The sequence below is a fragment of the Gephyromycinifex aptenodytis genome (assembly GCF_012277275.1).
Taxonomy (GTDB): Bacteria; Actinomycetota; Actinomycetes; order Actinomycetales; family Dermatophilaceae; genus Gephyromycinifex; species Gephyromycinifex aptenodytis.
In genome coordinates, this window is sequence record NZ_CP051155.1 from 3,421,884 (window position 1) to 3,435,121 (window position 13,238).

Annotated in this window: 14 protein-coding genes; all 14 read left to right on the forward strand. The window is 68.2% G+C overall.

Annotation, left to right across the window (positions count from 1 at the left end; all coding sequences use genetic code 11):
• Positions 1–19: 19 nt before the first annotated feature.
• Positions 20–610: a hypothetical protein gene (locus G9V96_RS14785; protein WP_168583722.1), complete on the forward strand. Its 591-nt coding sequence runs from the start codon at positions 20–22 to the stop codon at positions 608–610.
• Between the two features lie 4 nt (positions 611–614).
• Entirely contained in the window at positions 615–1,256 is a 642-nt protein-coding gene (hisH, locus tag G9V96_RS14790; RefSeq protein ID WP_168583723.1) for an imidazole glycerol phosphate synthase subunit HisH, read from the forward strand.
• Between the two features lie 15 nt (positions 1,257–1,271).
• Positions 1,272–2,018, forward strand: a complete 747-nt coding sequence (gene priA, locus G9V96_RS14795) for a bifunctional 1-(5-phosphoribosyl)-5-((5-phosphoribosylamino)methylideneamino)imidazole-4-carboxamide isomerase/phosphoribosylanthranilate isomerase PriA (protein ID WP_168583724.1) — start codon at positions 1,272–1,274, stop codon at positions 2,016–2,018.
• Positions 2,015–2,860: an SseB family protein gene (locus G9V96_RS14800; RefSeq protein ID WP_168583725.1), complete on the forward strand. Its 846-nt coding sequence runs from the start codon at positions 2,015–2,017 to the stop codon at positions 2,858–2,860. The genes priA and G9V96_RS14800 overlap by 4 nt, the downstream gene beginning before the upstream one ends.
• Before the next feature lie 187 nt (positions 2,861–3,047).
• Positions 3,048–3,605 (forward strand): DUF421 domain-containing protein, encoded by a 558-nt coding sequence (locus G9V96_RS14805; RefSeq protein WP_168583726.1) that lies wholly within the window; start codon positions 3,048–3,050, stop codon positions 3,603–3,605.
• Positions 3,606–3,709: 104 nt separating this feature from the next.
• Positions 3,710–4,966, forward strand: a complete 1,257-nt coding sequence (locus G9V96_RS14810) for an MFS transporter (protein WP_226913342.1) — start codon at positions 3,710–3,712, stop codon at positions 4,964–4,966.
• A gap of 265 nt (positions 4,967–5,231) precedes the next feature.
• Positions 5,232–6,011 carry a translation initiation factor IF-3 gene (gene infC, locus G9V96_RS14815; protein ID WP_168583728.1) on the forward strand — a complete coding sequence of 260 codons (780 nt, stop codon included), beginning with the start codon at positions 5,232–5,234 and terminating at the stop codon, positions 6,009–6,011.
• A gap of 47 nt (positions 6,012–6,058) precedes the next feature.
• Entirely contained in the window at positions 6,059–6,253 is a 195-nt protein-coding gene (gene rpmI / locus G9V96_RS14820) for a 50S ribosomal protein L35 (protein ID WP_168583729.1), read from the forward strand.
• An 81-nt stretch (positions 6,254–6,334) separates the two neighbouring features.
• The gene (gene rplT / locus G9V96_RS14825) at positions 6,335–6,718 is read left to right on the forward strand and encodes a 50S ribosomal protein L20 (RefSeq protein ID WP_168583730.1); all 384 of its coding nucleotides are present in this window, start codon (positions 6,335–6,337) and stop codon (positions 6,716–6,718) included.
• Positions 6,719–6,726: 8 nt separating this feature from the next.
• Positions 6,727–7,530 carry a TrmH family RNA methyltransferase gene (locus G9V96_RS14830; RefSeq protein WP_168583731.1) on the forward strand — a complete coding sequence of 268 codons (804 nt, stop codon included), beginning with the start codon at positions 6,727–6,729 and terminating at the stop codon, positions 7,528–7,530.
• A 42-nt stretch (positions 7,531–7,572) separates the two neighbouring features.
• A complete protein-coding gene (locus G9V96_RS14835) occupies positions 7,573–8,685 on the forward strand; it encodes a sensor histidine kinase (RefSeq protein ID WP_226913343.1) in 1,113 nt (370 codons plus the stop codon).
• A 36-nt stretch (positions 8,686–8,721) separates the two neighbouring features.
• Positions 8,722–9,837, forward strand: coding sequence for a phenylalanine--tRNA ligase subunit alpha (gene pheS, locus G9V96_RS14840; protein WP_168583732.1), 1,116 nt, complete (start codon positions 8,722–8,724; stop codon positions 9,835–9,837).
• Positions 9,837–12,461, forward strand: coding sequence for a phenylalanine--tRNA ligase subunit beta (gene pheT / locus G9V96_RS14845; RefSeq protein ID WP_168583733.1), 2,625 nt, complete (start codon positions 9,837–9,839; stop codon positions 12,459–12,461). Before pheS ends, pheT begins: the two co-directional genes overlap by 1 nt.
• Entirely contained in the window at positions 12,454–13,209 is a 756-nt protein-coding gene (locus G9V96_RS14850; RefSeq protein ID WP_168583734.1) for an SDR family oxidoreductase, read from the forward strand. The genes pheT and G9V96_RS14850 overlap by 8 nt, the downstream gene beginning before the upstream one ends.
• Positions 13,210–13,238 lie beyond the last annotated feature (29 nt).

The following is a 13,238-nucleotide window of genomic DNA, read 5'->3' on the forward strand; positions in this document are numbered from 1 at the left end:
CGTCAGCAGCCGGGGGATCGTGCTCTCGCCCGGCCGGCCAGACGCGGCTGCCTGGTGGGCCCGCAGAGGACTCGGCCCGCTGCTGCTCGCACCGTTGGAGGGGTGGACCCTCATCGTGCCGGCCGGCAACGTGCAGGCCCGCCCTCCCTACGACGACGCCGTGCGCACCTTGGCCGGGCGCCCGGTCGGGTGGCGGATGCGACCCTCACTCGGGTTCTTCCACGTAGGCCGCCAGGCGGTCATCACCCTGCACCCGCGCCGTCGGCCGAGGTCGGTGCGGTGGCTCATCTGGACCCCGCACGACGGCTCGGTCCCGCCCCGCGGGCTGCCTGCGGCACGCATCGCCGACGTCGTCGCCGCTGCCGATGCCGGGCCGGCAGCCGAGGAAGCGCTCAGTGCGCTGCTGGCCGAAGGCGCAGCCGAGGCCCACGAGGTGCTGCGGGCGGCCCTGGAGATTCTCAACCTTCCAGGCGCCGATGTGCTCTTTGGGGACACCGACCCGGCCACGCTGCCCGGAGCCCGCAAGATCCGGCCGCCGGATCGGTACGCCCGCGCCTTCGACCGGCTGCTCAGAGAAGAGCGGCGCCACCGAGCAGAGCAGGAGACCTGATCGCATGAGCGCACCTCGCGTAGCCGTGCTCGACTACGGCAGCGGTAACCTGCGCTCCGCGGTGCGGATGCTGCAGCGGCTCGGGGCCCAGGTCGAGCTCACCGACGACCCGCAGACGGCGTTGAACGCAGCCGGGCTGCTTGTGCCCGGTGTCGGCAACTTCCACGAATGCATGCTGGGACTGCGCGGTGTCGACGGCCCGCGGATCATCGACATGCGCCTGGCCGGATCCCGGCCGGTGCTGGGCATTTGTGTCGGGATGCAGGTGATGTTCGAGGGCTCCACCGAGCCCTCCCCCCGCACCCAGCAGGGCCTCGGGCAGTGGCCCGGCACAGTCGAGCGGCTACCTGCCGACGTCGTCCCGCACACCGGATGGAATGCCGTCACCGCACCGCAGGACTCGGTCCTGTTCGCCGGGGTGGGCTCCGAACGGTTCTACTTCGTGCACTCCTACGCCGCCTTGCGCTGGAGTCTGGAACCGCACGGACCATTCGAGGTCGTCGCCCCCACAATCACCTGGTCCGAACACGGCGCGGCGTTCGTCGCCGCGGTGGAGAACGGCCCGTTGTGCGCCACCCAGTTCCACCCCGAGAAATCCGGTGACGCCGGTGCGCAGTTGCTGCGCAACTGGCTCGCCACCCTCTGATCCCAGGAGCCCCCGATGAGCACCACCAACCCTGCTGCGCCCCTCGAACTCCTCCCGGCCGTCGATGTCGTCGACGGGCGTGCCGTGCAACTGGTGCAGGGCATCGCCGGCACCGGAGGCGAGTTCGGCGACCCGTTGCAGGCCGCCTTGGCGTGGCAGCGGGCCGGCGCGCAATGGCTGCACCTGGTCGACCTGGACGCGGCTTTCGGACGCGGGGACAACGCGGAGTTGCTGGCCTCGATCGTCCAGCAGGTCGAGATGGATGTGGAACTCTCCGGCGGGATCCGTGACACCACCACCCTGGAGCGAGCGCTTGCCACCGGCTGCCGCCGGGTCAACATCGGCACCGCAGCTCTGGAGAACCCGGAGTGGACCGCGCAGGCCATCGCCGATCACGGGGATCGGGTGGCGATCGGTCTGGACGTGCGCGGCACGACGCTGGCGGCGCGCGGCTGGACCCGAGACGGCGGCGACCTGTGGGAGACCTTGGCCCGGTTGGACCGCGAGGGCTGCGCTCGCTACGTGCTGACCGACGTCGACAAGGACGGCATGCTCGCCGGGCCGAACTTGGCACTGCTGAAGCAGGTGTGTGCCGCCACCGACCGCCCCGTGGTCGCCTCCGGGGGCGTATCGACGCTGGAGGATATTCGGGCACTTCGCGAACTGGTCGATCTCGGGGTGGAAGGTGCGATCATCGGCTCCGCCTTGTACAAGGGCACCTTCACCCTGGAAGAGGCGTTGGTGGAGGCCAGCCGCTCGTGAGTACCGACAGCGCTGGACAGCCCTTCGCCGGTAGGGAACTGCGCGAATCCGGGTTCGCTGATGATCGCGGCGACTCCGATCCGCGAGTGTTGCAGGCCTTGCGCGCTTTGCAGGCTCAACCGGGCAACGAGCGTGAGGCCGCGCTGCTGCAGACCTTGGCGGGGACGCGGCTCATCGTGCCGGTCGTCACCGCCCCCGGCGGCGCGCAGGTGTGGCATCACGGCGGGGGTGACGAAGATGAACACCCGGCGGGGGGATCGGGCGCCGGTGCCGGTCACCATGAGACACCACCGCCTGAGGTGTCCGGCGGGGCGGAGATGGCCACCGTGGTCTTGACCGCCCCCGACGGCCGCCGCGCGCTGCCGGTCTTCACCGGCGTGGAGACGATGAAGGTCTGGGACGAGTCCGCTCGGCCCGTTCCGGTGCAGGCGCTGGACGTGGCCCGCTCCAGCATTGAGGACGGCTGCGACACGATGCTCCTGGACCTGGATTCCCCGCACGCCGCGGCGCTGCGGCTCTCGCACGTCTGGGCATTAGCTCAGGAACGGACCTGGCAACCCGGTCACGCCGACCAGGTGGTGCGCCTGGCGGTAGCCGAAGCAGCTCAGGGCTTGGCTGGGTTGGTCCGCGCCGAGGTCGAGGATGGCAGTCAGTTGCACGGGCCCGGTGTGCTGCGACTCGTTCTCCTGCTGCGGGCTGGCCTGAGCCACGAGGAGGTCGACCACATCGTGCACAGCATGGGGGAGGCCCTCGCTCGGGATCCCGAGGTGCGCATCCGGGTCGACGACCTCGCCGTCGTGGTGCATCAGGCCGAGGCCGCCGCGCCGAACCTGGCGAACTGAGCCTGCACGAGAAGCCGGTTCTGCGGAAGCCGGCCGCTACGCAACGGTAGGGTCGCTCCTTACCAGTGGCGGGGCAGTGCCGGGCAGAGGCAGGGTAGGGCGTCGGCGTTCGTCAGGGCGGCGCGGTCCTTGGCTCGGCTCGAAGAGCATCTGGCGTGCAGACACCACACCGAGAGGAAGGTGGCGCGTGAGTCAACTGTGGGACGAGATCGGGATCACCCAGCCGGCGGCGCTTGCCACCGTGCTCACGACGACCGTCATGTACCTGATCGCGGTGGGGATCCTGCGCCGCTACGGTCAACGCTTCGCCGCCAGCCCCTCCAGCCTGGATATGGCTACCGCCGCGGTGCTCGGTGCGGTGATCGGGCGGACCATGCTGGGGCCGCGTCCCACCTTGGCTGGTGGGCTGCTCGCACTGGCCACCCTGGTGATCCTGGAAGGAAGCCTGAGCGCGATGCGCGCCCATCCGCCCATCGCTCGGCGACACGGTGGTAAAGCGGTGCTGCTGATGGCAGGGGCTAAGCCGTTGATCCCGGTGTTGCGCCGCTACGGGCTGCGGGAAATGGATCTGTGGGCCATCCTGCGCCAAAAAGGGATCGCGCAGCGTAGCGAGGTGGCCGCGGTGATCTTGGAGCCGGACGGGCGGATGAGTGTTCTGGCGCGCACCGAGAGTGGCTTGGACCCAGCGATCCTGTACGGGGTTCGCGGCGCTGAGGCGATGCCGCCGGATCTTTTTGCTTCCTGACGCCGAGCCGGTCTCGCGTCCCCGAATCGGTCTGTGACCTGCTGGTTCGCGGGTCCTGATTTACGTGGGACGCTTGCTCGGTGGCGGTGAATTCTTATCGGCCTGTGCTTGACGTGCCAGGCGTGCGGCTCGTGTTGGCGTTGGGGTTGCTCGTGCGCATTCCCATCTTCGCCAGCAGCATCCTGTTGACCCTGCATGTGGTCTCCGCGCTGGGGCGCAGTTACCAGGGAGCCGGCCTGGTCGCCGGTTGTGCAACCGTCGCGCTGGCCATCAGCGGCCCCTGGCGAGGCCGCCTGCTGGACCGTCTCGGCCTGCGCCGCGTGGTGCTTCCCTCGTTACTCATCACCGGTGTCTGCTGGTCGATTGCGCCGTTCATGAGTTACTGGCCGTTGCTGGGGCTGGCGACGCTGGCGGGGTTGTTCGCCGTTCCGGTTTTTCCCATCACTCGGCAGGCATTGCTGGTTCTGGTCCCGGATGAGAGTCGCCGCGCGGCGCTCTCGCTGGACTCGGTGTGTGTGGAGATGGCCTACATCATCGGCCCGCTCTTGGCGGTGTGGCTTTCGACGTCGTGGCCGACGTCGTGGGCGCTGCTGACGCTTCAGCTTGCCGGGGTGGGGGCCGGCGCGGTGTTGTGGTTCCTCAACCCACCGCTGCGCAGCCGCCCGAGTGACCCGCAACTCGGTTCTGCTGCTGCGACCGCAGCGTGCGCGGTGGGTGCGTCCATGGCTGAGCCTGCCCGCGCAGCCGGCACGATTGCGGATCCCGGCGCGGCGGCCGGTTCGGCCCGGTGGTTCACCCCGCGGCTGTTCCTGGTGTGCGCTGCTGCCGCCTGTACCACCTTTGTCGTTGTCGGTGCGGAAATCGCGATGATCGCCGCTATGCGTGGTTTCGGGGCGCAGTCCGCGTTGGGCTTGGTGTTGGCCGCCAGCGGCGCCGGCTCCTTGATCGGGGGACTGTTCTACGGCGCTCAGGGGCGCGCGGTGCCGTCCCTGTGGTTGCTGGGGGGATTGGCTTGCATCAACCTGCCGTTGGCGATGGCTTCCGGCCCGTACTCGCTGACGGCTTTCAGTTTCTTCGCGGGCCTGCTGTGCGCGCCCACGATCACGGCAACGGTTGATGAGATGGCGCGCATCGTCCCGGAGCGCGTGCGTGGGGAGGCCATGGGCTGGCACGGTTCATTCCTGACCTCGGGTTCGGCGGCCGGGGCGCCGGCTATCGGTGCGGCCATCGACATCGCAGGGCCAGCCGCGGGCTTCCTGACCGCCGGCGGGGTCGGGCTTGCGTTGGCACTGGGGGGCGGGGCCTTCATCCACTTGCGTCGGCGGCGATTGCGGAAGATCCGAGCCCGGCTGGTAGCATGAACGCAAGTCGGTCTCGTCATGCTCCGTCGCCGTTTCTGCTATCCACAGAAGCCCGACACCCGCTATGACGTGACACCCAAGAGAAGTCGTCTCACCACGCTTCCACCCGCGTCGACCGTCAGGTTGCCGGGTCCTTCGACCGGCCGAGAGGGGACAGCTGTACCCCGGCTCGGTGTGGCGCAGTCATAAGTGGCTGCTGCGCAACGGCTAGGTGTGGTGCTTAGGCTCTTCGTGGGTGTTTCCGCGAGGAGCCTTTTCTCGTGGGATGCCGGTAGCGACCACCCCGCTCGGCGGGGCCTCACGAACGAAGGAGCACGACATCAGCGAACCTCGCATCAACGACCGTATCCGGGTGCCTCAGGTCCGACTCGTCGGACCGAACGGCGAACAGGTCGGCATCGTCAAGATCGACGAGGCCCTGCGTTTGGCAGGGGAAGTGGACCTCGACCTCGTCGAGGTGGCGCCGATGGCCAACCCGCCGGTCTGCAAGCTCATGGACTTCGGCAAGTACAAGTACGAAGCTGCGCTTAAGGCCCGTGAGGCCCGTAAGAACCAGGTCAACACGGTCATCAAGGAGATCAAACTCCGCCCGAAGATCGACCCGCACGACTACGAGACCAAGAAGGGTCACGTCGTGCGGTTCCTCTCCGCGGGGGACAAGGTCAAGGTGACCATCATGTTCCGCGGTCGTGAGCAGTCTCGACCGGAGCTGGGTTTCCGGCTGCTTCAGCGTCTCGCTGAAGACGTCATCGAGCTCGGCTTCGTCGAGTCCTCGCCCAAGCAGGACGGCCGCAACATGGTCATGGTGCTCGGGCCCACGCGCAAGAAGGCCGACGCCAAGGCGCAGCAGCGTCGTAAGCGCGACGAAGATGCCCGGGACAGCGCACGTGAACACGAACTCGCTCAGAAGCCGGCGCCGCAGGAAGCTTCCGAGGACCTCGTAGCGGCACCTGAGTCCCAGGACGCGCAGCCGGAGCACGCAGCGGCCCCTGAGACTCAAGACGCAGCTGAGAACCTGCAGACGCAAGACGCCGCGCAGGCCTGACGGCTCGTCACCAGACGTACATCGAACACCACAAGGAGAACGGCACCATGCCCAAGATGAAGAGCCACAGCGGAGCCAAGAAGCGCTTCCGGATCACCGGCAAGGGCAAGGTCATGCGTGAGCAAGCCGGTGGCCGCCACCTGCTGGAGCACAAGTCGAGCAAGTTCAAGCGCAGCATCGCTAACGATGTGCCGCTCGCGGCTCCGGACGCCAAGAAGATCAAGAAGCTTCTCGGCAAGTAAGCGCCGCCCTCAACCTTTCGACACCACCACTTCCGTAGCCCCAGGTGAGGCGCGGGAGCTCGATCAGCAAGGAGTCATCACGTGGCACGCGTGAAGCGGGCGGTCAACGCCCAGAAGAAGCGCCGGGTAGTTCTCGAGCGCGCCAGCGGCTACCGCGGGCAGCGGTCTCGCCTTTACCGCAAGGCCAAGGAGCAGGTCACTCACTCCCTCGGCTACGCCTACCGCGACCGTCGCGCTCGCAAGGGCGACTTCCGTCGCCTGTGGATCCAGCGCATCAACGCGGCCGCCCGCGCGAACAACATGACGTACAACCGTTTCATCCAGGGCCTGAAGGCCGCTGAGGTGGAGGTCGACCGTCGCATGCTCGCCGAGATGGCCGTCAACGACCCCGAGGCCTTCGCCGCCCTGGTGGAGATCGCCCGGGCGAACGTTCCCGCGCAGACCGGCAGCACGGAAGCGGCCTGAAAGCCGTCGTGAACAACGAACGGGCCGGGGCCCGGCTCACCAACCCACGCGCAGAGCGCGTACGGAAGGTGGCGGCCCTGGCCCGTCGTGCTGTGCGGACCCGGGAGGGACTCTTCCTAGCCGAGGGGCCGCAGGCGGTGCGGGAAGCTGTGGCCTACCGCCCGGAGCTGGTCCGCGAGGTCTACGTCGACCCCCAGCGCTGCCCACAGCTTCATCAAGCCGCCGCCGAGGCCGGTCTTGCTGTGTACGAGGCCGCGCCGGAGGTGCTCAGCGCGATGTGTGACACACAGGCCCCCCAGGGGATCATCGCCGTGTGTGAGCCGGTCGATGTGAGCCTGGAGTCGGTGCTGCCGAGCGCTGGTTATGTCGCCGTCCTGGCCCAGGTGCGTGACCCGGGCAATGCGGGCACGGTCTTGCGCGGTGCGGATGCAGCCGGGGCGGACGCCGTGATCTTCACCGACTCCAGCGTCGACGTGTACAACCCCAAGGTGGTTCGCTCCACGGTGGGGTCGCTGTTCCATGTCCCGGTAGTGGTCGGGGTGGAGCTGGATTCAGTGCTGGCTCAGTGCCGCGCCGCCGGGGTGCGCTTGCTGGCCGCTGACGGTGCCGGTGATCGGGTGCTGCGCGATAGTCCTTTGCAAGGCCGACATGCCTGGGTCTTCGGAAACGAGGCGTGGGGTCTTCCGCAGCAGGTTCGGGCCCAGTGCGATGAGGTGGTGCGCGTCCCCATCTACGGCCAGGCCGAATCGCTCAATCTCGCGATGGCCGCGACGCTCTGCCTCTATGCCTCCGCGGACGCTCACCACCGCTGAGTGAGGTTTTCCGCTACCGCAGGGTAGGGCTACAGTCGGAACGTGAGCGTCCCGGCAGCCTTTGACAGCTCGGAGGACGGCTGCGACGCCGGTGAGATTTTCCAGGCCATGCCGGATGGTGTCCTCGTCGCCGATGCCGACGGGCGGGTCGTAGCGGTCAATCCTCGGGCCGCCCGTCTGATGGGCCGCGCTGCGCAGGACATTCGAGGCGAGCACATCACGCAGGCGCTTCCGCTACTGGATGCCAGCGGGCACTCCTGGTGGGAGTGCGTGGATCCGTGGGACGGTCTGGCCATTCGCACCGGGCACCGGGAACGCATGCTGCTGCTACCCGGGCGCGGGCAGGTGCTGGTGACCATGTCTTTTACTCGGCAGCGACGCAGCGGGCCGGTCACGCGGATCATCGTGGCGCTGCGAGACACCGATGCTCGCCGCCGGGCTGAGGCCGCCAACGCTGAACTCATCTCGTTGGTCGCCCACGAACTGCGTTCCCCACTGACCTCGGTGAAAGGCTTCTCCACCACCTTGCTGCGGCGCTGGGATCGTTTCAACGATGACCAGAAGCACCTGATGATCGAGACCATCGAGGCAGATGCCGGGCGCCTGGCCCGGCTCATCCACGAGCTGCTCGACGTGTCGCGCCTGGACACTTCGCGGCTACGACTGGACCCCACCCGCATCGACCTGGTGTCGGTGATCGATGCTCAGGTCGCTCGTTTCGTCGCAGCCGGGTTGGACCGCGCCAGGTTCGATTGGAGCGCGCCGCCGGAGCCGATCTGGGTGCGCGCCGACCCCGATCGCCTCGATCAGGTGTTCACCAACCTGTTGGAGAACGCGATCCGGCACGGCGCCGGCACCGTGAGCCTGAGCGTCCAGTTGCTCACCGGCTGCGACGTACCGCGAGCGCAGGTGGCGATCGCCGATGAGGGCGAGGGCATCCGACCCGAGCACTACCCACTGGTTTTCACCAAGTTCTGGCACGGTTCGCGGCGCGGGAGCACCGGTCTGGGCCTGTATCTGGTCAAGGGTCTGATCGAGGCCCATCGCGGCTCGATCTGCGTAGACCGGGCGCCAGGTGGCGGAGCGTTGTTCCGCTTCACTCTGCCGCTGATCCCCTCCGAGGTGGGGCCGGCAGGCGCGGTCGAGTCCGCCTGAAAACTGGGCAGTCGGCACCGCACTAGGATGGTGGCCGTGTCTGGACCCAACACGTCATATGATCCCGTCGAGGTGAGCGCCCTCGATCCGCAGCAGATCGAGGCCGATGTCGAGGCTGCCCTGCAGGCATTCGCGCAAGCAGGTGACCTCGATGAACTGAAAACCGCGCGGTTGGCGCACGCGGGAGAGAAAAGCCCGCTGGCGCTGGCCAACCGGGAGATCGGCGCGCTACCGCCCAGCGCCAAGGCTGAAGCCGGTAAGCGGGTCGGTGCGGCTCGTGGCCGGGTCGGTAAGGCGCTCAAGGAGCGGCAGGCCCAACTGGAGGCCGAACGTGACGAGCGGATCCTGCGCGAGGAGTCGATCGATGTCACCGTGCGCGCACGGCGTCGTCCGAGCGGGGCGCGACACCCGTTGTCGTTGTTGAGTGAGCGCCTGCAGGACATTTTCGTCGGCATGGGCTGGGAGATCGCCGAAGGGCCTGAGTTAGAGGCCGAGTGGTTCAACTTCGACGCCTTGAACCTGCCCCCGGATCACCCCGCCCGCCAGATGCAGGACACCTTCTTCGTGGACCCGCCACAGGCAGGTTTGGTGTTGCGCACCCACACCTCTCCGGTTCAGGTGCGCAGCCTCCTGGAGCGCGGTGTGCCGTTGTACGTGGCGGTGCCAGGCAAGGTATTTCGCACCGACGAACTGGACGCCACGCACACCCCGGTGTTCCACCAGGTCGAGGGGTTGGCCGTGGATAAGGGCCTGACGATGGCGCACCTGAAGGGGACGCTGGACCACATGGCCGAGGCGTTGTTCGGGCCGGGCACCGTGACCCGGTTGCGCCCGTCCTACTTCCCCTTCACCGAGCCCAGCGCGGAGATGGACTTCCGCTGCTTCGTCTGTCAGGGCGACTCGGCGCGCTCTTCCGGTTCAGCCGATCCGTGCCGCACCTGTGGCGGCACCGGATGGATCGAATGGGGTGGCTGCGGCATGGTGAACCGCAATGTGCTGCGGGCTGCCGGGGTCGAGGACCCGGAGTACACCGGTTTCGCCTTCGGGATGGGCATCGAGCGCACGCTGATGCTGCGCCACGGGGTGGCAGATATGCATGACATCGTCGAGGGCGATATCCGCTTCTCGGCTCAGTTCGGATTGGAGGCCTGATGCGCGCCCCGGTGACCTGGTTGGCAGAACTCGTCGACCTGAGCCCTGATCGGGGGCGTGGCCTGGACATCGCCGCCGACCTCGTATCGGTCGGGCTGGAGGAAGAAGCCCTGCACGGCGGCGGCATCACCGGCCCCCTGGTCGTGGGTCGAGTGCTCAGCAAGACCGATGAGCCGCAGAAGAACGGCAAGACGATCCACTTCTGTCACGTGGACGTGGGGGAGCACGGTCAGAAAGCCGCGGGCGAGGCTGATTCCCAAGAGATCGTGTGTGGCGCGCACAACTTCGAGGTCGGTGACCTCGTCATCGTGGTGCTACCCGGCGCGGTACTGCCAGGCGGCTTCGCCATCGGCGCTCGCAAGACCTACGGCCACATGAGCAACGGCATGATCTGCAGCGAGGGCGAGTTGGGGTTGCCCGAGGACGCGCTCTTCCCGGACGGCATCATCCTGCTGGAACAGATGCTGGCCGACGATCCGGACAAGCTTGCGCAGGCGGTGCCGGGTGCCGACGCGATCGAGCTCTTGGGGCTCGGCGAGGAAGTCGTCGAGGTCAACGTCACCCCCGACCGTGGCTACTGCTTCTCGATGCGGGGAATCGCCCGCGAGTACAGCCTTGCTATCGGCTGCCCGGAACGGTTCCGGGACCCGGTCGGCCCGGAAGCGGTGCAAGCCCCGCCCGCGAACGACCAGGGCTACCCGGTACGGCTCGTGGACGACGCTCCGATCGACGCCGGCAGCGGTGTGGCAGCGCCCGGTTGCGACCGGTACGTGGCCCGGATCGTGCGTGAGGTGGACGCTGCGGCTCCTACTCCGTCCTGGATGGCCCGGCGCCTGAACCAGATGGGAATGCGCCCGATCAGCCTGGCTGTGGACGTGACGAACTACCTCATGCTGCTGACCGGGCAGCCGCTGCACGCGTTCGATCTGGACACCCTGTCGGGGGCCATCGAGGTGCGTCGCGCCCGCCCGGGGGAGAAGCTGCGCACCCTGGATGACGTGGAGCGCACCCTGGACGCGCAGGATCTACTCATCACCGACGGTGGCACGACACCGCTGGCGATCGCCGGGGTGATGGGCGGGGAGACCAGCGAGGTCAGCGCTGCCACCCGCAATGTCCTCATCGAGTCCGCGCACTTCGACCCGATCAGCGTCGCCCGCTCCTCGCGGCGGCACCGGCTGGTCACCGAGGCGAGCAAGCGCTTTGAGCGTGGGGTGGATCCGGCGATGACGGCGGCCGTCGCTGAGCTCGCGGTCCAACTGCTCGGGCGCTTCGGTGGCGGTCAGGCCGACGCCGGGGTCACCGATGTCGGCGACGTTCGTGAGCCTGATCCCATCAAGTTCGGCACTGAATCCGCCTGGGCGCTCATCGAGCCGCCGACCGCAGACGGTAGGCCCCCCGAGTTGTTGGACCACGATTCGGTGGTGGCAGCTCTGCGTTCGCTGGGATGCACCGTGCAGGAGGTCGGCGCCGACAACGTCACCGTCACGCCCCCCACCTGGCGCCCCGACCTGGGTACCGGTCCGGATCTGATCGAAGAGGTCGCCCGGTTGCGCGGCTACGACCGCATCCCGGGGGTGCTACCCAAGGCGCCCGGTGGTCGTGGGTTGACGCTGCGGCAGCGTGACACCCGCTTGGTGGGTAATTTCCTGGCGGGGCTGGGCTACACCGAGGTGCTCAGTTATCCCTTCGTGGCGCCCTCGACCTTGGACGCGCTGGGCTACTCCGGCGATGACGAGCGGCGGCGCACGGTTCGGTTGGCCAACCCGCTCTCCGATGAGGCGCCGCTGTTGCGCACCAGTGTGCTGTCGACGCTGCTGGGAACGCTTCGAGTGAACGTCTCCCGTGGCGCTCGCGATGCGGCGCTGTTCGAGATGGGGCTGGTGACCCTGCCCGGGTCGCAGTTGCCGAACGCTCCGGTGCCGGGCATCCAGCGCCGGCCCTCGCAGCAGACGCTGGAGCAGATCTATGCGGCGGTGCCGCCGCAGCCCCGGCATGTGGCTCTGGTGGCAACCGGTGAGGCTGAGGCCGCCGGGCCGTGGGGCCAGGCTCGTCGGGTGGAGGCTGCTGACGTGATCGACGCCGCCGCGCGTGTGGTCGAGGCGTTGGGGTTGTCCGTCTCGCTCGTGGCGGCCGATCTGGCTCCGTGGCATCCGGGGCGGTGTGCCGAACTCGTCGTGGGTACCGGCTCCGAAGCGGTGGTCGTGGGGCACGCCGGTGAACTGCACCCCAAGGTCGCGGCGGCGCTGGAGGTTCCGGCGCGCACCTGCGCGGCAGAGCTGGATCTGGATGCGGTGTTGGAGTTGCGCGGACAGGTGCGCCGCGCCACCCCCATCTCCACGTACCCGCTGGCCAACACCGACGTAGCGCTGGTGGTCGATGAGGAAGTGCCGGCCGCGGACGTCGAGGAGGCGCTGCGGGCCGGAGCCGGGGAGCGGCTGGAGGCAGTGCGGTTGTTCGACATCTACCGCGGCGATCAGGTGGGGTCGGGACGTAAGTCGTTGGCCTACCGGCTGACTTTCCGCGCAGCGGACACCACCCTGACGACCAAGCAGGTCAGTGCACTGCGTGACCAGGCGATCGCCTCAGCGGCGACAGCCACCGGAGCGCAGCAACGTGTCTGAACCTGTCGTCGTCATCACCGGTGCCTCGCGCGGTATCGGGGCGCACCTGCGCGAGGCTTTCGGAGCCGCCGGATACCTCGTCGAGGGCCTCTCCCGTTCGGGTGATGCGGGCACCACCCAGGTGGATGTCACCGATGAGGAAGCCGTCGCGGGGTATGTCGAGGAGTTGATGCGATCCCGCGGACGCGTCGACGTGCTCATCAACAACGCCGGCCTGATCGACGCCGAGGTGCCGTTGTGGGAGGCCGACCCGGCGCAGTGGTGGCGAACCGTGGAGGTTAATGTCCGCGGGCCGTTCCTGCTCTCGCGGGCGATCTCCCGACACATGCTCGCCGCTGGTGGGGGTCGCATCATCAACCTCAACAGTGGAGCCGGCACCCGGGCCAACGACGTCGCTACCGCGTATTACGCGAGTAAGACCGCGCTCGGTCGGATCACCGGCGGACTGCACCTGGCTGGGTACGAGCGTGGCTTGCGGGCCTTCGACCTTGCCCCGGGGGTGGTCCGCACCGATATGACGGCCGCGATGAGTGCGCACGAAGGCCGCACCGAATGGACCCAGCCCTCGCAGGTCAGCGAGTTGGCCTTGGCGCTGGCTTCGGGCCGGCTGGACGACTGGTCGGGTCGCATGGTGCGGGCCGGGGTGGATACCGCGCAGTCGCTGGCGACGGCGGCAGCCGGTGGATTGGATGAGCAGGCCCGCACGGTCGGGTTGCGCGGCTGGGGGGCGCAAGACCCGATCAGCTGACAAACAGTGTCTGCATACTTACACGCGAG